22 protein-coding genes are annotated in these 22,975 nt (G+C 63.5%); 7 read left to right on the forward strand and 15 right to left on the reverse strand.

What is annotated here, in order from left to right; genetic code table 11:
* Positions 1-131: 131 nt before the first annotated feature.
* The 5 genes from C483_RS13205 to C483_RS20495 form a co-directional block, all read right to left on the reverse strand.
* Positions 132-2,756 carry a bacterio-opsin activator domain-containing protein gene (locus C483_RS13205; protein WP_006653857.1) on the reverse strand — a complete coding sequence of 875 codons (2,625 nt, stop codon included), beginning with the start codon at positions 2,754-2,756 and terminating at the stop codon, positions 132-134.
* Positions 2,757-2,892: 136 nt separating this feature from the next.
* Positions 2,893-3,723 carry a hypothetical protein gene (locus C483_RS13210; protein ID WP_193787512.1) on the reverse strand — a complete coding sequence of 277 codons (831 nt, stop codon included), beginning with the start codon at positions 3,721-3,723 and terminating at the stop codon, positions 2,893-2,895.
* A gap of 145 nt (positions 3,724-3,868) precedes the next feature.
* Positions 3,869-4,924, reverse strand: a complete 1,056-nt coding sequence (locus C483_RS13215; protein WP_006653859.1) for a Gfo/Idh/MocA family protein — start codon at positions 4,922-4,924, stop codon at positions 3,869-3,871.
* Positions 4,925-5,317: 393 nt separating this feature from the next.
* Positions 5,318-5,896 carry an Hsp20/alpha crystallin family protein gene (locus C483_RS13220; RefSeq protein WP_006653860.1) on the reverse strand — a complete coding sequence of 193 codons (579 nt, stop codon included), beginning with the start codon at positions 5,894-5,896 and terminating at the stop codon, positions 5,318-5,320.
* 269 nt (positions 5,897-6,165) lie between these two features.
* Positions 6,166-6,324 carry a DUF7559 family protein gene (locus tag C483_RS20495; RefSeq protein ID WP_006653861.1) on the reverse strand — a complete coding sequence of 53 codons (159 nt, stop codon included), beginning with the start codon at positions 6,322-6,324 and terminating at the stop codon, positions 6,166-6,168.
* 117 nt (positions 6,325-6,441) lie between these two features.
* On the opposite strand from C483_RS20495, the gene C483_RS13225 reads away from it, so the two are divergent.
* The gene (locus C483_RS13225) at positions 6,442-8,229 is read left to right on the forward strand and encodes a radical SAM protein (protein ID WP_006653862.1); all 1,788 of its coding nucleotides are present in this window, start codon (positions 6,442-6,444) and stop codon (positions 8,227-8,229) included.
* 215 nt (positions 8,230-8,444) lie between these two features.
* Positions 8,445-8,882: a TRAM domain-containing protein gene (locus tag C483_RS13230; protein WP_006653863.1), complete on the forward strand. Its 438-nt coding sequence runs from the start codon at positions 8,445-8,447 to the stop codon at positions 8,880-8,882.
* A 161-nt stretch (positions 8,883-9,043) separates the two neighbouring features.
* Here the strand turns inward: C483_RS13230 and C483_RS13235 are convergent, their stop codons facing one another.
* Entirely contained in the window at positions 9,044-9,811 is a 768-nt protein-coding gene (locus tag C483_RS13235) for a heptaprenylglyceryl phosphate synthase (RefSeq protein WP_006653864.1), read from the reverse strand.
* Between the two features lie 58 nt (positions 9,812-9,869).
* Complete coding sequence (locus C483_RS13240; protein WP_006653865.1) at positions 9,870-10,574, reverse strand: YkgJ family cysteine cluster protein; 705 nt, start codon at positions 10,572-10,574, stop codon at positions 9,870-9,872.
* A 144-nt stretch (positions 10,575-10,718) separates the two neighbouring features.
* On the opposite strand from C483_RS13240, the gene C483_RS13245 reads away from it, so the two are divergent.
* Complete coding sequence (locus C483_RS13245; RefSeq protein WP_006653866.1) at positions 10,719-10,982, forward strand: hypothetical protein; 264 nt, start codon at positions 10,719-10,721, stop codon at positions 10,980-10,982.
* A gap of 60 nt (positions 10,983-11,042) precedes the next feature.
* Here C483_RS13245 and C483_RS13250 read toward each other — a convergent pair whose 3' ends face one another.
* Together C483_RS13250 and C483_RS13255 are read right to left on the reverse strand one after the other, a co-directional pair.
* A complete protein-coding gene (locus C483_RS13250) occupies positions 11,043-11,867 on the reverse strand; it encodes an MBL fold metallo-hydrolase (RefSeq protein ID WP_006653867.1) in 825 nt (274 codons plus the stop codon).
* 136 nt (positions 11,868-12,003) lie between these two features.
* The gene (locus C483_RS13255; RefSeq protein WP_006653868.1) at positions 12,004-12,285 is read right to left on the reverse strand and encodes a helix-turn-helix domain-containing protein; all 282 of its coding nucleotides are present in this window, start codon (positions 12,283-12,285) and stop codon (positions 12,004-12,006) included.
* 246 nt (positions 12,286-12,531) lie between these two features.
* Here C483_RS13255 and C483_RS13260 point away from each other — a divergent pair, with 246 nt between their 5' ends.
* Positions 12,532-13,239, forward strand: a complete 708-nt coding sequence (locus C483_RS13260; RefSeq protein WP_006653869.1) for a class I SAM-dependent methyltransferase — start codon at positions 12,532-12,534, stop codon at positions 13,237-13,239.
* A 130-nt stretch (positions 13,240-13,369) separates the two neighbouring features.
* The gene (locus C483_RS13265) at positions 13,370-14,275 is read left to right on the forward strand and encodes a glycosyltransferase family 2 protein (protein ID WP_006653870.1); all 906 of its coding nucleotides are present in this window, start codon (positions 13,370-13,372) and stop codon (positions 14,273-14,275) included.
* Positions 14,276-14,484: 209 nt separating this feature from the next.
* Here C483_RS13265 and C483_RS13270 read toward each other — a convergent pair whose 3' ends face one another.
* From C483_RS13270 to C483_RS13280, 3 genes are all read right to left on the reverse strand, one after another.
* On the reverse strand, positions 14,485-15,972 hold the full coding sequence (locus tag C483_RS13270) for a M20/M25/M40 family metallo-hydrolase (protein WP_006653871.1): 1,488 nt from the start codon (positions 15,970-15,972) through the stop codon (positions 14,485-14,487).
* 196 nt (positions 15,973-16,168) lie between these two features.
* Entirely contained in the window at positions 16,169-17,131 is a 963-nt protein-coding gene (locus tag C483_RS13275) for a DUF368 domain-containing protein (protein ID WP_006653872.1), read from the reverse strand.
* Between the two features lie 267 nt (positions 17,132-17,398).
* Positions 17,399-18,241 (reverse strand): amidohydrolase family protein, encoded by an 843-nt coding sequence (locus C483_RS13280; RefSeq protein WP_006653873.1) that lies wholly within the window; start codon positions 18,239-18,241, stop codon positions 17,399-17,401.
* A 190-nt stretch (positions 18,242-18,431) separates the two neighbouring features.
* Here C483_RS13280 and thsA point away from each other — a divergent pair, with 190 nt between their 5' ends.
* Both thsA and C483_RS13290 read left to right on the forward strand, forming a co-directional pair.
* Positions 18,432-19,976, forward strand: a complete 1,545-nt coding sequence (gene thsA / locus C483_RS13285; protein ID WP_049912703.1) for a thermosome subunit alpha — start codon at positions 18,432-18,434, stop codon at positions 19,974-19,976.
* 213 nt (positions 19,977-20,189) lie between these two features.
* A complete protein-coding gene (locus C483_RS13290; RefSeq protein ID WP_006653875.1) occupies positions 20,190-20,561 on the forward strand; it encodes a HalOD1 output domain-containing protein in 372 nt (123 codons plus the stop codon).
* A gap of 124 nt (positions 20,562-20,685) precedes the next feature.
* Here the strand turns inward: C483_RS13290 and C483_RS13295 are convergent, their stop codons facing one another.
* The 3 genes from C483_RS13295 to C483_RS13305 all read right to left on the reverse strand — a co-directional run bounded on the left by C483_RS13295 (position 20,686) and on the right by C483_RS13305 (position 22,814).
* Positions 20,686-21,669 (reverse strand): SAM hydrolase/SAM-dependent halogenase family protein, encoded by a 984-nt coding sequence (locus C483_RS13295; protein WP_006653876.1) that lies wholly within the window; start codon positions 21,667-21,669, stop codon positions 20,686-20,688.
* A gap of 77 nt (positions 21,670-21,746) precedes the next feature.
* On the reverse strand, positions 21,747-22,184 hold the full coding sequence (locus tag C483_RS13300; RefSeq protein WP_006653877.1) for a hypothetical protein: 438 nt from the start codon (positions 22,182-22,184) through the stop codon (positions 21,747-21,749).
* 111 nt (positions 22,185-22,295) lie between these two features.
* Positions 22,296-22,814: a nicotinamide-nucleotide adenylyltransferase gene (locus C483_RS13305; RefSeq protein ID WP_006653878.1), complete on the reverse strand. Its 519-nt coding sequence runs from the start codon at positions 22,812-22,814 to the stop codon at positions 22,296-22,298.
* Positions 22,815-22,975: the final 161 nt, after the last annotated feature.

Raw genomic sequence — 22,975 nt, forward strand, 5'->3', positions numbered from 1 at the left:
TATCCGTCTCGCAACACAGCTCTTCATCTCCGACAGTTCGCCCGGTCCTACGCGTACAGAGGCCGTCGCTGACCAACCGTCGACCGCCGACGTACTCCACCCTCGGGAACCCAGTCACGTCGACCCGCCGGTCAGGTTTCGTGGACATCATCGCCGTCGAGAAACGCCCACAGTACGCTCCAGATCCCCTTCCGCAGGTGCTGGTGAAGCGTCGACGACGAAATCCCCATCGACGCCGCGAGTTCCTCCGCCGTGATCGCACGCGGCCAGTCGTAGTAGCCCGCCGCGTACGCCGACTCGAGTGCAGCCCGCTGTTTCTCGGTGAGTGTCGCGTCGACGGTCTGGTGGAACTCGGCTGCCGTCTCGACCGAGCGGTCGCGTTCGCGTTTGGCCGTCAGTTCCACGCCGTCGAACTCGGCGGCGAACAGGGACACGACCGTGCGAACGTCTGCTGTCTGTGGTGCCTCCAGCGTGATGCGAGCCTCGTCGGCGCTCGCGACGGCGTCGCGAACGGCTGCGCCGCTATCGAGTGCGACGTGGGCGAGGGAGTTCGTAGCGACTGTCTGGAGGACGAGTTGCCGAGCGGGGTCGGTGTCGTTCTCGGTCTTGTCTCCTGCCGTGTTTCTGTCCCCGCCTGGGCTCCCGATTCCGGTCCCGGCTCCGTCACTCCGGCGCTCACTAATCACACGCGCATCCGCTATCTGTGGGGCCGCCGCTGTCACTTCCAGCACGGCCGCCGGACCGCTTCCCGTGATCGTATAGTACGTGAGGATCTTTCCGCCTTCGACCGGCACCGACCGCTCGAACCGACACTCGCAGTCGAGTTCGGACGCCACGGCGAGCGGAAACAGCGTCGGATCAGCGATGCGGAACTCGAGTTCGATCACCGAATCGGCCAGGAGCAACAGCCGGTTCCGGATGGCGTTGATCGCGAAGCCGGTGACCCGGCCGAGTGATTCGAAGCCGATGACGGTCTCCTCGCCGAAGATCCTGTCGCCGGTTCCGTTGACGACCAGCACACCGAGCAGCCGATCGCCGTACATAAGCGGGATGGCTGCCGTCGAGACCACGTCAGCCGCGATCTCAGGGACTGGATTCGAGTCCGATTTCGGTTGCGATTTCGATGCTGCTCCTGTACCCGCGTCCGCAGCCGCTGGCACCATTCTTCTCCCTCCCACCTCACTCGGCACCTCGTAGGACCGGACGACTTCGACAGCCCTGCTCTCGAGCAGTCGGTCGACGGTCCCGTGGCCGATACTGGCGACCGACATCTCGTTGATCGCGTCCAGATCGCTGTCCGTGATGCCGTAGCCGACCCGGGTCGTGAGCCGATCCGTACTCGCCTCGATCTCACCGATCCAGGCGCTGTGATACAGCTCCGAGGCGACCAGGCGCTCACAGATCGTCTCCTCGAGTTCCTCGCGCGTCGACGCCTCGATGAGCCGCCGGCCGATCTCCTGAATGAGCGTGTTGATCTGGTTGTGGGTCTCGAGTTGATCACGCTGTGCACGCAGCTCTCGCTCGTGGGCCTCGAGGAGTCGGATGCGCTCGGCACGACCGATCGCCGTTCTGGCGTTGACTGCAAGCATCTCGGCGAGTTGGATAACCCGGTCGTCGAGATCCGAGCCGTTCTCTGCCAGGATGGTCACCACGCCATCGCCACCGATCGGCACGTGGAGGCTCGGGTACCCGTACCCGTTTCCGACACCGGTCGCTCCGTTCTCATCCACCTCAACGCCAGCCTGCCGGTTGACGACCGTCTCCCCCTCTCGGAATGCGTGGCCCGCGAGCGTTGCCTCGAGATTGTACGCCGTTCGCGTCTCGAGGAGTTCGCTCGCTGCATCCGTGAGCGCAGTGCACTCGAGTCGGTTCGTGTCGGAATCGAACAGGCGGACGCAGGCGATGTCGAACTCGAGGACTGTCTCGACGGCCTCTGCCGTGAGTCGGGCAACCGATTCGGGGTCGTCCGCGGTGAGCAACTCGCGAAGGCCGTTGGTGAGGGTTTCAAGTTGGCGCTGGCGTGCGATCCGCTCGGTGGTGTCACGGACGACGCAGACGATGCCGTCGTCGAGCGCGGAGAGCGTGAGTTCGATGGGTACTGTCGAGCCGTCTTCCCGACAGCCGGTCGCATCACCCCGCCAGGAGCCGTGTTCGGCGACGGTTGGGAGTACGTCGGCTTCGAATCGCTCGACCTCGACGTCGGTGAACAGCCGTTTCCAGGAGTGGCCGACGATCGCGGCCGCGTTGTCGTAGCCGAACAGCGTCGCGTGAACGTCGTTCGAGTAGACGATGCTACCGTCGTCGTCGGTGATCGCCATGCCGTCGTTTGCAGCGTCGATTGCTGCAGAGCGCTGGCGAATCAGCTGTTCGTGCGCTGCCTGCTCGTCGGCAGCCGTTGTGTGCCTGTGAACGACCGCGATAAACCGCCGCTGGTCATCATCTGTCGCCAATCGCAGCGTCAACGAGACGGGGTGCTCACGGCCGCGTCGGTCGAGGAGCAGACAGGACGCGGTCGCCTCGCCCGCCTGTCGTGCGCGCTGTCTGAGTCGGTCCAGTGTCGCTGCGTGCTCGCCCGCGACGAACTCCTCGATCGCCCGGTCGAGGAGCGCTCCATCCGGGTAGCCGAGCCACTCCCCTGCGGCCCGATTCGCGAAGACGATAGCCCCCTCCGCGTCGAACCCGATGAGGCCATCGCTGCTTGCCGTTGCGATCTCCTCGAGGAACCGCTCGTCAACACGCGAAGAAGCGGTCTTCATTGTCACATGTTACCACTTGTATGTACATAACTGTGCAATCCAATCTCGTCGCTCGATCTGCTTACTGTAGTGAGAAAACGTGGTAACTTCTTGGAACACGAGCGCCAATACTGGCAGCCTCGTCACCGTCGCCCGTCTAGCTGCCATCCTCGTCACCACCGTCCGTTTCACTGCCGTCCTCACTGCTACCGTCCGCCTCTCCGTCCTCGTTACCACTGTCCGTCTCGGTGCTGTCCTCATTGCCACCACCCGTCTCCCCGTCGTCCCCGTTGCTACTGTCCGTCTCCTCGTCGTCCCCGTTGCTACTGTCCGTCTCCTCGTCGTCCCCGTTGCTACTGTCCGCCCCCTCGTCGTTCTCGCTATTTCCATCTGTACCACCATCGTCACCCCCATCCTCACCCTCACCCTCACCATTACCACTCTCAGCCCCTCCACCGCTCTCCTCACCATCTCCGTTCGCTTCGGCATCATCCGCCCCCGACACCACCGACACGAACGTCTCCGCCACCCGCGTCAACAACTCGCGCCACTCGAGTCCACCCGAGAGATAGTCGTCGACCCACGACGCCTCGACCGTGAAGTAATCGAGCACCGCCCCGTCGTCCGGCCGATACGCCGTCGCTTCGAGTCGCGTCGATACCAGCCCCTCCTCGACCGTCGTCGTGTAGCCGTCCGTGACCAGTTCGATCTCTGCGGCGACGTCCGCCTCGCTTGCCCCCGTCGCATCGTATCCCAACTCGAGTACTGTACCGTCGTCGACCGGTTCGAGCGTTACCTGCTCGAAGTCGGCGGACTCGAGTGTTGTGTGGAACTCGTCGCGGATGTCGTCGTCGGAGCGGGTGCTTGCTGTGTCGTCGTCGGCCGATTCGGATCGGGTGTCGTTCTCCTCGGGCTCTGCGGTCGAACAGCCGGCGACGAGAACGACGGCAGAGCCGCTCACTGCCGCTAACAGCGTTCGTCGTCTCATAGTGGCTCCACACCTGGGACCCTCGTGAAGAGACGCGGAAGAATGGGACCGAATCGGGTAGACTGTCGGCGCAGGCGCGATGGCACACGACACAGCCATGTCGGACGCGTTGTGACTTCGGTACTCGCGTCACTGTCCAATTCACTCAGTCGCTCACGTGCTCTCCTGGGAGTCCCGGTGCAAGTGCCGGCTCGCTGCTCGCTGCCCGCCCACTGCAGGGCGAACCGTCGGCTGCCGAGCGATAGATGCCGTCGATGACGCGCTGTACCGCGAGCGCCTCCGTGACCGTGTTTCGTGTCGGTCCCGTTCCGTCTTCGACAGCACGCAGGAACGAGCGCGCCTGTCGCTCGTATGGATCAGTCGGATCAGCGTGTACGACCGTTTTGTGGCCGGATTCGAAGAGTTCGAGTCGCTCCTCGTTCGGGTGGAGTATTGCCCCGCCTTCAGTCCCTTCGATCACGAACGATCGGTTGTCCGGGCGGTTCGACTGCCACGCGACCTCGAGTGCAATCGTCGGTCCGCCCACACAGCGGATAAACGCACTCCCCGCGTCCTCGACGTCGAACTCGTGTTCGGGCGCGCGCCGCGTCGTCCCGACGATGTCGTCGACCGGCGGATACCCCGCGAGATACAGCGCGAGATCGATCGCATGCACCCCGATGTCGATGACGGCACCGCCGCCGGCGATCGACCGCCGGGTGAACCAACCGTCCGTACCGCCATCGGGTATCCCCCGCTGTCGCACGTAGTTCGCCTGTACGTGCGTCAGCGTCCCGAACCGGTTCGTATCCTGGAGCCGTTTGAACTGCTCGACGACCGGTCGAAATCGGTTGTGGAAGCCGACCATACAAACACCGTCCGCGCTCGCTGCACTGTCGGCGATCCGCGCTGCATTTGCCCCGGTGTCCGCCATCGGCTTCTCGAGGAACACATCGAGACCGGACTCGAGTGCCGCGACGGCGTAGCGGTCGTGGTAGGCGTTGGGGACCGCGACGACCACGGCGTCGACGGCATCAAAGAGGCGGCGGTGGTCGTCGAAGACCGGGCTGTCGTAGCGGTCGGCAAATCGCCGCCGTGCACTGGCAGTGGTATCCATGCCGGCGAGGCTCGCTCCGAGGGCCGCATACCGGTCAGCGTGAAGCAAGCCAATGTTGCCGAGGCCGATGAGCCCGATCGTGGGTTGGTGGGTGGTGATAGCCATACACGGTCAGCGAGTCGTCGTGGTTCCGAGACTGCAAGCAACTGCAACAGCCGACTCTGTGCCAGGACAGAGCGCACATGGTGTTGAAGTCGCTGCTCGTCTCCGGTTCGGCATCGACGTCCGCCGCTGATCGACGCCGTTCAGTTCCGTCTCACGGTCAGTTGTAGGTGAGACGACGCAATTACGTCGCCGCCCAACTGCGTCCATGACCGGACCCTAGCCACATCGCTCCTGCTCGCGGCTGTTTGGTCTCGATACACGCCGCCAGTCGCGCAGTGTCGTTCAGGCTCCCTGTCGACCACCCAGCCCCTCCTCGATGGTCTGTGAAAACTGTGATCGGGACTGTGACTCGAGTTAGATCGCGCTACTGCTGCTCACGCTGTGCTGAACGCGTCACTCGGGTTCGACCGTCCCGGTCGCCGTGTCTCCGTTCGCAGTGGTGTCACTCGAGTCCTCTCGGCTCGCGGTGGTCTGGCGCGGGGCTGGTGTGTGTCCGTCGTCGCTACTCGAGTGATCCGACGGTGGCGCTGTCCGCACGCTCGGTTCGGCGTCCGTTTCGGTCGCAGCGGTGCGCTCTGACTCGCTCTTCTCGAGTGCACTCGATTTCGGAATGTCGATTCGGAGGGTGCCGGTTTCGGAGAGGGTTGCGGTGCCGGCGTTCGGGTCGACGACTGCGTCGGGAGGGAGGTCGGCCTCACCACCGAGGTGCATTCCGCGGCCGGGGAAGCACATCGAGTACTCCTCGCGGAAGGGACGGAAGCGGTCGACCTTGATCTTGACATTGCCTTCGATGTAGCGAACCTGAATGTCGTCGGTCTCTGCACCCGGAACGTCGAAGACGACGAGATACGACGTGTCGTCCTCGAGCACGTCGACGTCGAGGGTCCGGTGGTTCTGGATACGGCCGCTCGCACGACCGAGTTGGCGGTACAGCGCGTGCTTGATCGAGGAACCGAGTTCGTTCGCAGTCACGCTGACACCTCCGTTACAGAGCCGAGCGAGCGAGAGCAGTGATACTGGCACGAGCGGCGCGTGCTGCACGGAAGGGACGGCGGGGAGTGAGCGCGTAGCATGGCCGGATGTACGGCTACGTGATCCCCGTTGATATTGATTTTGGTGCCGAGTAAATTAACGTCTGACACATCACTGGTCGCCATGGGGTGCCGGTATAGCGACCGGCTATAGACGTGTTCTCCCTCCTCGTCGCTGGGGCCGTTTCTCTCTTCGTCGCCGGAACTCCCTCACAACTCGACCGGTTCGAGGCAGTCGGTGCCGCCACAGACGGGACAGGAGAGTTCGGAAACGTCGAACTCGTCCGGCACGTCGTAGGTGTAGTGGTTTTCGAACAGGTCGAGGAAGCAGCTGTCATCGGTGCAGACGATTTCTTCGGTTGGTGGCATGGGCGACAGTACCGGGACCAGGACCATCAACGCGGCGGTTGCGGCGGTCCGTGTGTCCCACTCGCGTCGTCCCGCGCGTTAGTCACCGTTTTGTCGTTCGAGGCGCTATCCGACGCTATGACTGACTCCGGCCCCGGTTCCGCCGCTGGCTCCGGTCCCGCCTCCGGGACGGAGCGCGCGAGCGAGGGGCTCTCGGTGACGATCGTCGACGGCTACGTCGACGAACCCGCCCACTTCGGGGTACCGCCGTACATCTCGACGTATCCACGCTACACTGCGGGCGCGCTCGTCGACGCGGGCGTTCCGCGCGAGCAGATCACCTACCACACGATCGACGGCCTGCGCGACGAGCCAGACCGCTGGCGCGACGTCGACGAAGCGGACCTCATGATCTACCTCGGCGGGATGACCGTCCCCGGCAAGTACGTCGGCGGGACGCCCGCCGAACCCGACGAGGTCCGCAAACTGGCGTGGACCGCGAACGGCACGAGCCTGATGGGCGGCCCCGTCAAGTTCGGCGTCGGCGACGAGAACGCCGGCGCGACCGAAACTGAACGACAGGATCTGGACTTTGACTTCGTCGCCAAGGGCGACGTCGAGGCCGCCGTCCACGACTTAGTCGAGAGCGGACTCGAGGGGTTCAACAACCGGATGCGGGACGTGGACGAGGTCTCCCGGTGGGCCCAGCAGGGCGCGTTCGTGGTCGAACAACACCCGAACCATCCCGACTATTTGATCGCCGAACTCGAGACGTCCCGCGGCTGTGCCTACCGCTGTTCGTTCTGTACCGAGCCGCTGTACGGCAACCCGACGTTTCGGCCGCCGCCGACGGTCGTCGGCGAGGTCGACGCGCTCGCAGACTACGGCGTGAAACACTTCCGGATCGGCCGGCAGGCCGACATTCTCGCCTACGGCGGCGACGGCGAAGCGCCGAATCCCGACGCCCTCCGACAGCTCTACGGCGGTATCCGCGAGGTCGCACCCGATCTCGAGACGCTCCACCTCGACAACATGAACCCGATCACGATCGTCGAGTGGCCCGAGCAGAGCCGCGAGGGGATCCGGATCATCGCCGAGCACAACACACCCGGCGACACCGCCGCGTTCGGACTCGAGTCCGCCGATCCGCTGGTCCAGGAGGAGAACAACCTGAACGTCACCGCCGAGGAGTGCTTCGAGGCGGTCAAGATCGTCAACGAGGAGGCAGGCTGGCGACCGGGTGGCCCGGACGATCCGACGGCCGGTTCGTCACAGCCCGACCCGAACGCCCGTCAGCTCCCGAAACTCCTCCCCGGAATCAACCTCCTCCACGGCCTCAAGGGCGAACGCGAGGAAACCTACCAGCATAACCGCGAGTTCCTCCAGCGCGTCTACGACGAGGGGCACATGCTCCGGCGGATCAACATCCGGCAGGTCATGTCCTTCGACGGCACCGACATGTCCGACACCGGCGCGGAAATCGCAAACGAGCACAAAAAGCTCTTCAAACGCTACAAACGCCAGGTTCGCGAGGAGATCGACAACCCGATGCTCGAACGTGTCGCCCCGCCTGGAACCGTCCTCTCCGACGTGCATCTCGAGTACCACCAGGACGGCAGGACCTTCGGGCGACAGCTCGGGACCTACCCGTTGCTCGTCGGCATTCCGGGCGAGCGAGAACTCGGGCGGACGATCGACGTTGCGGTCGTCGATCACGGCTACCGCTCGGTGACCGGCGTTCCGTACCCGCTCGACCTGAACGACGCGTCGATGGACGAACTCACGGCGATTCCGGGCGTCGGCGATCGGACGGCGGGCGACATCGTGGTCAACCGCCCCTACGACTCCGTCGCGGCGGCCGCCCTCGAGACGACCATCGATGTGGACGAGTTCGTGACGACGCGCCCATTCGAGCGCGCGGATTGATGCGGAGTCGACACCGAAATAACACCATATTGACACTGGACAAACACCAAACTGCTGCTGAATTGATGGAACATCCGTGTGTCACAATCCGCTTGTCTCGTCTCGATGGTCCGCCGAAACCACCGGTTGAAACCGGCCGTTGACGGAAAAATTCCCGACCATGGTCGGTAGTTCTAATACGGATGAGCGTCAGAGGTGGGATTGAGGGTCTACCTGTGGAAATATCTGAAAAACTCCTGTGTCTGTTCAGTACGGAGGTTTCGGCAGAGGAGGACCGATACGTCATCGAAGTACCACGTCAGGAAGTCGAGACCGGCGACATCGATCCCGACGAGATTTATCGCGTCGCGCTCATCTCTCGTGAGAGTGAGGACGGTGAGACAGATGCGTCGACGGCACAGCCGCAGGCGCAAGCGCAGACGCAAACCCAGACGCAAACGGCTCCGTCGGAGCCACAGCCACCGGTCGATGTCGGCGAAACGCGCTACGTCGAAATCGAAGATATCGGCAAGCAGGGTGATGGGATTGCTCGCGTCGAACGCGGGTACGTCATTATCGTCCCGGGAGCCGATGTCGGCGAACGTGTCAAAATCGAAGTGACGGAAGTCAAGTCGAACTTCGCCGTCGGCGAAATCATCGAAGAGACGTTCTGACTCCCGTTCGGGAGTCGTCCGGTCTTTGTAGTCGTCCGTGTTACACAGTCCGTGTCGCCCTCCAGCGGCTGTGATTCTGACCGTTCTCATTTCGGACTGCAGAGTCAGGTGGACAAACAGACACCCACCGGAGCAATCGGCCTCCGTGCTTTCCGAGACAACTACTGACCCGGAATCGTCCGCTGATACAGCGCCGGGTCGTCGTGATAACAGTCACCGACGACGACCGCATCCGCACCCGCCTCGAGTATCTCGGTCGTCTTTGCGGCCGAGTCGATGCCGCCGCCGTAGAGCAACACCGTCTCGTCGAGGTATCGCGCGGCTGCTTTCACGTCTTCCGGGCCGCCGTAGGTTCCCGAGTACTCGACGTAGAAGATCGGAAAGTCGTAGAACATCTCGGTCGCGAGCGCAGCGCCAGCGACCTGCTCGGACGTATACGCCGTCTCGACGCCGGAAACGCCCGCGGCAGCCGAGTCGACGTGCTGGACGACGTACCCCTCACCGATCAGTTTCGTCGCCAGTCGCTCGACCGCGTCGACGCCCTTGGACGTAATCAGATCCCCGACGAGCGGCACACTGCTGCCGGTGAGTTCGTCCGGCTTGCGCGCGATTTCGGCAAAGAGATCGAGGTGCTTCCCCACGAAATTGTCGCGGTCGCCGTTGTAAACGGCAGGCACGGACAGATAGTCCACTGCGTCGAGCGTGTCGGTCGAGACCTGCTCGGCGCTGTAGGGCTCTTGAAAGATCGGCACGTCCGGGGCGAGCCGTGAGATCGACTGGATCGCCTCTAGCGTGTTCGACTCCGTCACGTCGTCGGACCCACCGACGATCACCAGATCAGTGTCCGCGATGACGCCAGCGTCGTCCGGGAGCGGCTTCGCGGGGTCGACTTTCGTCACGTGCCGGATGTCGGTCCACGGAATGTCCATACTGAGCTATTTGTCGAGGTGTATAAATTTCCCGCTGGTTTCGTGTTGTCCGCCGGTATCAGTCTTCGATCGGCGTCCCATCCGCCTGTTTTGCCCCCTCGGAGTCGTGAACGACGACCTCGCCAGATTCGACTGGTGTCGGTTCGTACGTATCGCGAACACCGATGGCCTCCTCGAGCTCCCGCACGGCGCGCTCTTTGAGCGCCGCGGCGAGATCCTCGGCGTCCGCCCGGGGGATGTCACGACCGAGTCCTTCACACTCGTGCGCCCGGACGACACCCTCCTCGTCGCCGGTTTCACCGGCTTCCTGTTGTGCCCCCAGCGCAACGCTGTCAACGACCTCGCCCATCGGCTGACTGGTGCCGGCGAGTGCCACGCTGAAGGGGTACGTGCGACAGATCAGCGGCCGGTCGTCGTGTGCGACACACGCGCCGACACCGTCGTCGTCTTCCTCGTAAAAGGCACAGTCGCCACAGCCATCGGTCTGGAGCGCCCACTCGAAGGTCTCGCCCTCCGGCCCATCCTCGCCGTCGGCGAGTCCGTACGGCATCGGCCGGGCGACGTCGCGCCAGTCGCGCTCCGTCGACGCCTGGAGTTCGCGCACTTCGTCCGGGAACACCGTCGCCGTGTGGTCGTCTTCTGCTTCGCCGGTACAGCACGCGCCACAGCGCGTACACTCGAAGCCGATCGACTCGATAGCGTCGGCGAGCGCGTCGACGTCGAGAGTGCGAGCTTGCTCGAGTTCCGCCTCCAGTGATTGCACGTGTATGTCTGGTCATACGCGCCGAGCGGGAAAAGCGAGTCGCTCGTGGTGTCGGTGTCCTGTCATCCCCGCTCAGTCAGTGGATGGACGACCGAACCGCGATCAGGACAAACCGTTACGACCACCCACGTCATATGGTATTATATGACATCGTTGAACGAGGAGATGGCCGACGTCCAGACCGAGATCGATCACGTCCGCGACCGGATTCGGACAGACGTCCCCACGCTGTTCGAGTTCGATGTCACCGTCAGTCAGATCGAGTACAATGCGAACAACAACAGCGTGACCCTGACCGTCGAGCCGAGTTCAAACGCCCGTACGCAAATCTCGGACGAATTCGGCGGCGTCAGAGTGAAGATGGAAGACCAGCTAACCTTCGAGTTCCAGTTCAGTTCGCAGGAGTAGCCAGTTGTCGGGGCAGTGCACAGCTGAGTGCCCGAGAAAGAAGAGCGCAAAAACAGTATCTCACCGCGGGCGTGCACGCTCCCCATCCCACTCGAGTACCCCCTCGGTCTCGAGTTTCTGTAGGTGTGCGCGGACGGTCGCCCGAGCGAGGTCACGGACACCGGTCAGCTCCTTCTCGTACGCGCCGTCGAGGACCTCTGCGAGCGTCACTGCGCCGTCCTCGACGGCCCCGAGTACGCGCCGTTCGCGGCGCGCGCGGTGATTGAGCAGCCGTTCGGTCGTCTCCCGCGGCGCGTCGATGGTCGGCCCGTGTCCCGGATAGAGCGCCGGCGGGTTCCGCGCCCAGAGCCGGCGCAGCGTCGTCACGTACGCGCGCATGTCTCCCTCGGGGGCACCGACGACGACGCTGCCCTCGCGGACCGCGCAGTCACCACAGAGGATCGGTCCGTCGCGGCCGTACTCGAGTGCGATGTGGTCGGGCGCGTGGCCTGGCGCATCGAGGATGTGGAGGTCGGTGTCGTCCAGTTGGATTGTCGTGTCCGGCCCGAACTCGCGGTCGGGTGTGTGTCCAGTCACTGCCGTAAACCGGTCGACGCGACCGCGTCTGGCCCAGACGGTTGCGTCGGTTTCGTCGGCGTAGGCACCAACAGCGCCGACGTGATCCGGGTGCGTGTGGGTGACGACGATGTGGTCGACGGTGCGCTCGGCGACGAGTTCGTCGAGTGTGTTGGTTCTGGCCGCCGGATCAACAAGGACGGCTGGATCTTCGCCGATGATATACGTGTTCGTCTCGCCGCTCGGTGCGCGTGTTTCGACGGGAACGACACAGCGAGTAATAGCACTGCACTCAGTCACGGCGGCGGTGTCGGGCGGAGACGCGACCATACACTGACATCACGGGCGACGACAATGTGGCTGTCGGCGGACCGAACACGACGGTTAGCAGTCCGTTCGACGGGTGGTGGAGTCCGTTCGGCAGCCGGGGTGAAGTCAGTTCGGTAAGCGGGGCCGTCAGGTGGAGTCAGTTCTTCAGGTAGTACACTTGCTTGCGGGCGTCGCGGAAGCTGTATCGCGAGTCGACGAGGCCGACATCCTCGAGACGGTTAAGTGCGTAGCGAACGGTGCGGTCTGGCAGCAGTGACTCTTCGGCGAGTTGTCCCTGCGAGAGCGGCGAATCGGTTTCGAGAACTTTCGCGACCAGTTTTGCGCTCGGTGGGAGATCACGAAGGCGCTCGCGGTACTCGTCGGCTGAGAGAACCTCCTCGGCTGCTGCGGTGCCATCCTCTGCGGTACTCGTGCTCATACCATGTCGAGCGGAATCAGTGCTGGTAAAGCTTCCCTATATGTGGATACGAATAATCCAAGTTGTATAAGGAGTACACATGTGATATTAATACAGGTGCCGAACTACATCGACCATGTGGCCAACCCCACGCCGTGAGTCGATCCTAGACGAACCCGTTCGGGAATAGCCCGACTGGTGACCAGTCAGATCCCCCGACCGACTCCAGTATCGTTTTATCCCACGGCTACTGTAGTTCCGCCCAGTGTGAAAGGACAGGAGTGGTACCAGGCCGACGACGTCGCCGAGGAATACGACGACAAACGCTTCTCGAAGGGCGGACAGCTAATTGACCGCCGCGAGAAGCAAGCCGTCCTCGAGGCGATCATGCCTGTCGAGGACCGGAATATCCTCGAAATCGCCTGTGGTACCGGGCGATTCACGGTGATGCTCGCCGAACAGGGCGCCGACGTCGTTGGACTCGACATCTCTGCAGCGATGCTCCAACAGGGACGAACGAAAGCACAGCGTGCCGACCTCGCGGGGACACTCGAGTTCCTGCGCGGTGATGCCGGGCGACTGCCGTTCCCGGACGATCACTTCGATACGGTGATCGCGATGCGCTTTTTCCACCTCGCGGACGATCCGGAGGCGTTCTTGCGCGAAATGCGGCGCGTCTCGCGCGATCAGATCGTCTTCGATACGTTCAACCGGTTTAGCGCACGCAGCGTCTACAACTGGGCCCTGCCGATGGGCTCGCGGCTGTACTCGAAGAGCGAGGTCAGCGAGTTGCTCGCGAAGGCGAACCTGACGCTGGTCGACGTCGAGGACGACTTCCTCGTGCCGTACGGCCTCTATCGGTCGATTCCGAACGGACTCGCGTCGCCGATCCGGACGGTCGATACCGCGATTGGTGGGAACGCCGTTACCGACCACTTCGCGTCGGTGTCGTACTGGAACACGCGGCTTCGGTGACTCACCGCTCGTCTGGTCGTCTGGTCGCTTGATTGCACGGTCGCCCAGTCGCACCAGTGCACCACCGCACCACCGCACACCGGGCACAATCCCATCGTATTTTTACTCCCGGGGTGTTCTACCAGACCATATGGAGCTCTCGGTAGTCGTCTCGACGCTCAACGACCGAGAGCGATTGCTGTCCTCGCTCGATGCGCTCTCTGCGGTCGTCCCGCAGTCGACGGAGGTGATCGTCGTCAACGGCCCCTCCTCTGACGGAACGACTGGTGTCGTTCGCGACCGTCCCGACGTCGACGTCCTCGTCGAAATCTCGGAGCGAAACGAGAACGTCTCTCGCAACGCCGGCTGCAGCGTCGCAACGGGCGACGTGATCGCCTTCCTCGACGGCGCGCACGCGGTGGAGGGCGGCTGGATCGACGCCATCGAAACCGCGGTCGCGGATGGCGCGGACGTTGTCACCGGCCCGGTCACTGGCTCGGGTGCACTCGAGACGATCGATGCTGAGCGGACGGCGACCGTCGCCCGCCGATCGGTGACGCTGTTCGACGGCAGCAACGTTGCCTTCGACCGAACGGTACTCGACGCGCTCGACGGGTTCGACGAGTATCTGAAGGGTGACGGAGCGCGCGACTGTGCTCATCGGGTGGCCGGTCTCGGCTTCGACGTCCACTGGCAGGGTGAGATGGCCGTTCGCGCCGAAGTCGGAGCTGACGGCGGTCAGACCGAGCACGACTGGGGGGCGACGTACCGAGCGCTTTCGTACCGACTCGCGAAGAACTACGGTCCCCGGCCGACGGTCGTCGTGCGGACGATCGGCAGCGCGCTTCGCGACGGTGGGTCCGGCGTTCGCCGGATTGTCTCTGGCGAAGCAACACCGACGGGCTGGGTATCAGACGGGACTGACGTCGTTACCAACACCGCACGCGGGTTCGTCGACGGGGTGCGAGCACGTGTCGGTGACCGGTCGGCACAGCGGAATCCGAACGGGATTTCGGTGCGCCACGATCGGGCGGTTCGAGTGTACGACCGTCGGTAGTCGGGTACTGATAGTCGGGTGCCGATAACCGAGAGCTGATAGTTGGGACCTGTTACATAGCGACCGAATCGATCGATATCGAGAGTCAGAAGACAGGAGTCGGAGTGTTCGTTTCTTCCCATGCGTGTCACGGCCCGTTCTCCGTCGCTAACCGAGTCACAGGGTCACCGAGTCATCGAATCCGTCCGTCAGCCGCAGTCGCGGGCGATTCAACGGTCGGCGTATGCTAGCAGAAGCTCAGCATGGGACAGTTCACAGTCAACGAGTCCGCCGACGGTGTCGGTGCCGTCGACCACGATGAACTCGTCGGCCCCATCGGAGTTGGCGCCGTACCCGAGTCCGATCCCATAGAGGACGGGAATATCAAATCGCGTTCCGAACACCGCCCAGGGAATACCAGCTGCAGAGAACGGCCACAGCGTCAGGTCGGTACCGTGATCCTCGAACACCTCCCTGGCGGCCACGACGAGGTCGGAGTCCGGATCGGTCTTACACCAGGTGTGTTTGCCGAACACGTCGACGTCGACGTCCTCGAACCCCTGATTGTCGAGGTGTTCACGGAGCTGGCGATGGACGATGTCCGGATCGAACCCGCGAGGCATCCGAAGGTCGAGCGTCGCGTGTCCCTCGCCCGGGAGGATGAAGGGCTTGGTTCCGGTTCCGGAACCGAGAAATCCCGTATTGATTCCCTGGATGTTGAACGACTCGGGCCCGTAGAAGTGCTGGACGAACGCCTCCACAACGTCATCCTGGAGGTCCGCTTTCAGCCGCGTCACTTCGCCGCCACCCAGAGAGAGTCCTGGAAGGTGTTGCCACAACTCGTCTCTGGGCGTCTCCGTCCGGGTGTCGAGGCGATCGACGAATGCGCGGACCTCCTCGCGTTCGTCCTCAGTCGGTGGTTCGTACTGATCGTAGAAGCCGTCGATCTCGATCTGGGTTCCGTTTTCATCGGTTAGCGACGAGAGGGCGTCCACGAGTCTCCAGGCAGGGCTGTCGACGGTCGCGTTACTCATCGCGTGAACGTCGCCGCCGACCGGTCCCCGACCCCACCGGTCGCCCGAAACCTGCAGGGTGAAATACAGCGCGGACTTGTAGCCGAGCGATCCCGTCACGTTTCCGTCTTCGCTCTGGCCAGCGAGCGGGCAGAGACAGGCGTCGGCGTTCCGGATGCGGTCGGCATAGCGATCGAGCATCTCGTAGTAGTGAGGGCTGCCGTTGATCTCCTCAGCCTCCAGCAAGAACATGACGTTCACCGGCAGCTCACCGAGCGCCCGCTTGGTCGCCTCGAGAGCGTTGAGCCAAGCGACGAACGCGCCTTTGACTTTGATCGCCCCGCGACCGTAGATGACTCGGCCGTACGCTTCGGTCTGGGCGAGTTCACCGCCGAAGGGATCGTGGGTCCACTCGTCTTCGTCGCCGACGGGGCGGGTGTCTAGCATCCCGTAGTTGACGATCGTCTTCTCTGCGCCTGCGTCATAGTACCCCCAGACGCCCGGCGCGCCGTCGGTCTCGATCAGTTCCGCCTCGTCACACCCGATCTCTTCGAGGTAGTCACGAGCCAGTTCGGCAATCCCCCGGAGTCCGTTTCCGTCGACGCTAACGCTCGGTTGGCGGATCGCCCGCTGAATTCGCTCGATGTGGTCGTCCAGATCCGACTCGATCTGCTCGCGGAGTTGTTTGCTGTCGTGAGTGGACATTGATACCGTCTATCGTACCCTAGTACAAATCACTATGTGCCGTAGAAACGGCACCTGGGCTTTGATTTCGGCAGCTTCACCCACTCGGTCGCGGAGGTGTCACTGAGATACTGTGGACGCCTCTCCCGACGGCTCAGCATCCATGTAACACAGCAGATAGCTGGAAGCGACTAGCTGGGACTGCTCACAAGAGACCTTATTCTGGATCGAACCCACCCGCCAGCGCATCGAGCGCGAACAACACGAGCGCCCCGAGCACCGCCCAGGCGAGCGTGAACCCGATGACTTCACTCGTCCAGGCGTGTGCCTCGCCGATGTTGTGCAGCGGTGCAGGCACCGAGCCGGCGATCAGCCCGACCAGAAAGAGCAACGTCAGGTCGCGCTGCCAGTCGAGGGCCGCTCGAACCACGCGGGCGATCGTGACGAGGCCGACCAGACCGCCGACGACGAAGACGACAACGGCCGTCCCCGGATCGAGTACGGCCTCTACCGAGCCAGCGCCGGAGACGTACTGGCCGACTGCGGTGAGAAAGTCACTCAGTTCGGTCATCATCACCACGTACTGGCCGAGCAGGATCAGGATGAGCGAGCCCGAGACGCCGGGGAGGATCATCGCACTGATCGCGAGCGCGCCCGAAAGGAAGATGAGCACCAGCCCGGTCCCCGGTAGCTGGAGCACGTTACTCGCGACGAGCAATGCCAGCGCGGTCCCGGCCCCCGCAGCGAGGAGGTGTCTCGTCGTGCTGAACGGCAGACTCCGAAAGAGGACCACCGCCGAGGCGGCAATGAGCCCGATAAAGAACCCAAAGAGTGCGATCGGCTGGGATTCGGAGAGCGCGGAGACCGCACTGCCGATGAGCGCGACCGCGGTTACCATTCCGATGCCGAGCGGGAGCAGAAACTGCAGGTCCATCTCGAGTAGTGCCTCGCGCGCACGCTCCCGCCGGTCGGGGTCGTAGCCACGGAGGACCTCGAACGCGCGGCCGGGCGTGAGGGCGGTGACGGCGGTGATGAGCCGGCTGTAGAAGCCAAGGAGGAGGGCGACGGTCCCGCCGGAGATGCCGGGAAGGGCGTCGGCGATGCCCATACAGAGGCCGTAGCAGTAGGTTCGAAGGAGGGCGAGGCGGTCGCCGATTCCCTGGTCGATGTTATATCCCATTGGTTGGTGGCCGCTGGGTGTTCGGGGCGTTCCGAGGACTTCGGATACGCCAGGTGCTCCGGGTGCACCGGGTGTTCCGGGTATTCCGAGTGCTCGTCAGATGTGGGGCAAACAGTGATCGCAGCCGACTCCGTCCCGCGTCCATACGTGGCGGGTATTGGGGCACGACTATAAATTACTGCACTCGTCGCAGCAGTGGAGTATCGTTGTCAGGTCTGGGAAGCCCACGGGAAACGATCGCCGTGCTCACCGTTCAACTCGCAGCTCTCAGTGGCGGATCGGGAACTGTGCATCCGGCGAGAGCGCCTCGATCACACGACAGGCATTCTTCGAAAACGCCCGCCAGAGCTTATCTTCGGAGACGTCGAGCGTGAGAATCTCCATCACCGCTACGTTTGGATGGCAGGCCGGCGCACCGCTACCGAAGAGGACGCGGTCAGGATGCTCGAGTAACGCGCGCTCGAGTACGTCTCGGTAGCGAACGAAACTCGTCTCGACGTAGCAGTCGTCGAACTCGTCCAGCAAATCCACCATCTCGTGCATCTGCGACCGGCTGAGCGGGTGGCCGCCGAAGTGGGCGACGACGACGGGAAACGAGCGGCCGAAGACGGTTTCGGCGAGCGCGGCCGGTGGCGCATCTGCACCGCCGCGGACGATCAGCGGGAGGCCCACATCGTCGAGCGTCTCGAGTACCTCCTCGTCTGGCAGGCCGTCGGTAAGCGGGTCGAGAACGAAGCCGTGAAAGCGGTCGTCGTAGGCGTACTTTTCGACATCACCGGGTGTCGTGTGGTATTCCTCCCGACCGCGGCAGCTGACGACGTTGTGCAGGCGGCTCGTCGCGGTCGCGCCGGGCCGACGCGAGCCGTTGATCCGGGCGAACGCGACGAACGGTCGATCGACGCTGCGTCTGGCGACGCCGTTGTTGGCTGCGACGTAGCTCGTCTCTGGTTCGGCCGGCGGAAAGACGACCGATCTGGTGATTCCCGCTTGATGCATCTCCCGTTCGAGGCGGTCGGGGGTGATCGTCCGACCGCACGGTTCGCCGCGTCGTCCGGGGGCCAGTCGGGCGTAGCTGTCGACGACGCGAAACCCATGTTCCAGCTCCAGCATCCCACGCGGTCGTTGTATGTCGAGCCATATTTTGCTACCGACTTTCACAACGCCTGGCAACGGTCGTTTGTCGGTGTCAGAATCGCAAGACGGAGGAGGTGCAAGAGGGAAAAACTTATATAGAAGTGCTGACGACATAGTTAGTGAGGATTCAACCATGGCACAACAGCGACGCATGGGCGGACAACCCATGTTCATTATGAGCGAGGACAGCCAGCGAACACAGGGCCGCGACGCCCAGTCGTCCAACATTATGGCCGGCAAAGCAGTTGCCGAGGCCGTACGGACGACGCTCGGACCTCGCGGGATGGACAAGATGCTCGTCGACTCGAGTGGTGAGGTCGTCATCACCAACGACGGCGCGACCATCCTGAACGAGATGGACATCGAGCACCCTGCGGCCCAGATGATCGTCGAAGTCGCCGAGACCCAGGAGGAGGAAGTCGGCGACGGGACGACGACCGCAGGCGTGATCGCTGGCAACCTGCTCGGCGAGGCCGAGGACCTCATCGATCAGGACGTCCACGCTACGACGATCGTCGAGGGCTATCACGAGGCCGCCTCGATCGCACAGGACGCGATCGACGAGCAGGTCGGTGACGCCGCCGTCGACGACGAAATTCTGAAGCAGGTCGCCGAATCCAGCATGACCGGCAAGGGAACCGGTGGCCTCACCGCCGAATCCCTCGCAGAGACGGTCGTCGAGGCCGTTCGCCACGTCGAGACCGACGACGGCGTCGCCCGCGACAACGTCACCGTTCACACCCAGATCGGTGCCTCCTCGAACGCGACCGAACTCGTCCCCGGCATCGTCATCGACGAGGAGCCGGCCCACGAGGGCATGCCCTCGGCAGTCGAGGACGCCTCGATCGCCGTCCTCGACGTCGAACTCGGCGTCCGCACCGGCGACGTCGACGCGGAGTACGCCATCGACTCCATCGACCAGCTCAACGCGGCTATCGATGCCGAAGAGAGCGAGGTGCAAGGTTACGCCGAAACCGTCGCCGAAAGCGGCGCTGACGTCGTCATCACCACGGATGACGTCGACGACCGCGTGAGCACGTTCCTCGCGAACGAGGGCATCCTTGTCTTCGAGAACGTCGGCAGCAGCGACACCAAGGACATTATCTCCGCAACCGGCGCAACCCGCGTCGGCGCACTCGACGACCTCGAGGAAGCCGACTTCGGCCACGCCGACCGTATCAGCGCCGAAAACTACGGCGACGACGACCTCGCGTTCGTCGAAGGCGGTGCAGCCGCCGAAACCGTCACCGTCTTCGTCCGCGGCGGCACCGAACACGTCGTCGACGAACTCGAGCGCGCCATCGGTGACGCACTCGACGTCGTCGCGACCGCACTCGAGTCGGGTGAGGTCGTCCCCGGCGCAGGTGCCACCGAGATCGCCATCGCGGACAAGATCCGCCAGGAAGCCGCCGGAATCGAGGGTCGCAAACAGCTCGCTGTCACCGCCTTCGCGGACGCGCTCGACGTCGTGCCACGAACGCTCGCCGCGAACACCGGTCAGGACCCGATCGACGCACTCGTCGACCTCCGCGCCGCCCACGAATCCGAGGGCCGCGCCGGCCTGATCACCGACGGCGAAGACGTCACGATCGGCGACCCACTCGAGTCCGGCGTCGTCGACCCGGCCGACGTCAAGCGTGAGGCGATCGAGAGCGCGACCGAAGCTGCGACGATGATCGTCCGTATCGACGACGTTATCGCCGCCGAGTAACGCTCTCGTCGCTGTCTTCCGCCGCGGTATAGCTGTATCGCGTTTCGATTTTTCTGGTCCGTCAGTATTGCGAGCGTGGGAGTGGAAACTGTTCAGACCTCCAGGACGAACCATATTCTGACCATCCCGGTACCACATTCTGGTGTTCGAACTGGTCACGGTGCCCGAATGGCCAACAGTGTTAAGTGTTAACATCCCTTTCCGCTAGCTGTTATGTCCGGCATGGCTCCATCAGACCGATTGACACCGGTCCACGAGGCGGTTGGCCAGACCGTCTACCACGACGACACTCGCGGCACCTACCACCTGTGGTGTGACGACAGCGAGTACGAGCCCGTGACGGTGGCGCTTCCGCTCGCCATTTCGTCGATTTCGGGCGTCGAGCCGGCCGACCTCGAACCGCTCGCTGATAGCATCGATCCGGACGCACTCAACGCGCTGGTCACCGACTGGCGACGGCATCCGTCACACCGGATCGACGAGCGGGCCGGTTCGATCTCGTTTCTGTTCGCCCAGCACGACATCACGATTCACGACGACGGCGAGATCGTGATCGACCCCGAGCGGTCGGGTATCGGCAGATAACGCGCTGTCGACCGTTTTTGACACGGCTTGCCCTCCCCTCTCTGATCGGCTCACACACAGCTACAGCGCTATCACTCGCACCTGTGCCGACTCCTGGGCGACCACCCTCGCTCGCCGGCCACCGCTACGGCTCGTCTGCGGGGGCCTCGAGTACCACTGCATCGCCGACCCCGAGGTCGAACGCCTCGTCACCCCGTCCCTGGTTGACGTCGAGTTCGACGTAGCCGTGGCTCCCGACGGTTGCGAGGCGCTCGCCGACGGGAACGGCGGCGAAGGTGTCCACAGCGGGAACGCGTTCGCCGTTCGCGACTACGTGGTTGCGGTCGTGGCCGTCGTCGTGATCGTCGTCACGGCCACCTGTCATCAGAAATCGCCCCGGAACGTTCGTAATGGCGTTGCCGAAGTCGTCGACGACCAGCACTTCTCCCTCGGCGCGGTCCCCATCGATAGTTGCGCTCGGCAGTGTGCAGTCCACGACCGAGTCCGTCCGCTCGAGGAAGGGGAGTTCGCCCAACTCATCGCGCCGGTCGAGGCCAAACTCGTGAACGTCGCCAGCAGCGGGTGCGAACACGTCGCGGCCGTGGAACGTGTTGCTTGCTGGGCCAGCCGCCGCGTCATCGCTGCGCTGGGAACCGTCCTGGCCCGCAACCGCCGGCGGCTCGAGTTCGATTTCGTCGATGACGTAGTACTCGAGTGGCCGTGCCGGCGATGTATCTCCGTCCGCGTCTGTGCCTGCGCCTGTTCCTCTACTTGTGTCTGCGCTTGCGCCCGCGAGTCGGCGGGCGACCGGCAGCAGGACGCCGTTGTCCGGTCCGACAAGGATGTGTTCGCCCGCGCGGACGACGAGTGCGTCGCGGTCGGTGCCGACGCCGGGGTCGACGACCACGAGGTGAACTGCCGGTGGGTAGTACGGCAGGATTTCGCGCAGCCAGAAGGCGCTCGCCCGGATGTCCTGACGTGGGAAGTCGTGGGCGATGTCGACCAGTCTGGTCTCAGCAGGTGAGTTGGTCCCAGCGCCGATTTCCGTACTGTTGCCGACACGCTGACAGAGCACGCCCTTCATCGCCGCCGGATACGGCGACCCAAAGTCCGACGCGATCGTGATCATACCGTATCGAACTCGCCGATTCAGAAAAGGTTGTCCGGAACCGAATTCCCGGCCGGAGAGCGGGCCCTGCCGTCCGCTCAGGTCTCGCCACGGACTGCCGCAATCAGCCAGGCAACAGCCCAGCAAACCACTGCCACCAGGAACAGGGCGATCGCCTCGTGGCCGGTTACGCCGGCGACGGACTCGAGTCCGAACGTCAGTGCGATCGACGCTGATTGGAACCCAGGCCCCCAGAACTCTGCAAAAAGAACGACGATCGGATAGCTCACGACGGCGCTGACGAGCGCACAGCACTCGAGACAGAGTAGGACGAACGTGCCGGGTCCGAGTGCAAGATCTGTTCCCGATCCTGCTGCGTCGATGACTCGTCGGAGGACGACAAAGCCCGGTGGCAGACCGGCGGTCAACGTCAGCGCGACTGCGTACATCGAAAGGCTCTGCAGCGTATTACTGAGTGCACCAAAGCCGCTCGTCGGTGTCGTCATCCCGGTGGCAACGGCGAGCGTTACGAGCATCCCACCGAGTGTAGCGACGCCGAGTATTGCTATCGTTGTCGCCACCCACGGCGAAGGAAATCGGGTTAGATCTCGTCCCTGTGAGCGGTCTGGAACCGGGGTGTACACGCGCTACTCGCCGTTCGAATCTGAGCCGCTGACCATCTGAATGCGCTCGATACCGCCGATCTCGTCGACAACTTCGACGACCGGTTCGGGGACGAGCGACTCCCAGTCGCCGCCGTTGATCATGCGTTCGCGAACTTCGGAGCCCTCGAGTACGTCCCGGTTGAACATCGGTGACTGACGGATTTCGATGTCGGCTTCGCGAAAGAGCTGGATGACGAGCGGGTTGTTCGAGTAGGCGACGTCGAAGTCGGGGCTCATGCTCTGGACGTGGCTCACCCAGACGGAGTTGCGTTCTAAGTCTTCGATGGGGACGGCGTAGGTGACGAGGTCGGTGTCGACGAGCGACTTCGTGATCATCATGATTCGCTCGCCGGCGGTGAACGGGTTGCGAACGGTGTGTGAGTTGTCGGCGCTGCCGATGCCGAGGACGAGTTCGTCGACGTCGGCGGCGATGCGTTCGACCATGTTGTAATGGCCGTTGTGGAAGGGCTGAAAGCGGCCGATGTAGAACCCCCGGGTCATGCCAGACATTGTTTTGGCATCGCGCTTAAGAGTGGCGAGTTGGTCGCGGGCGAATCGGTTTTGCGTTGGGTATCGTCCGTCGTTTTCTTACCACTGGAGTTGCTCGCGGACACTCCGTCTCTTTGTGGACAGACACGTCCGGCACTGTATGAACCGGCCTC

The organism is Natrialba hulunbeirensis JCM 10989, assembly GCF_000337575.1.
GTDB classification, from domain to species: domain Archaea; phylum Halobacteriota; class Halobacteria; order Halobacteriales; family Natrialbaceae; genus Natrialba; species Natrialba hulunbeirensis.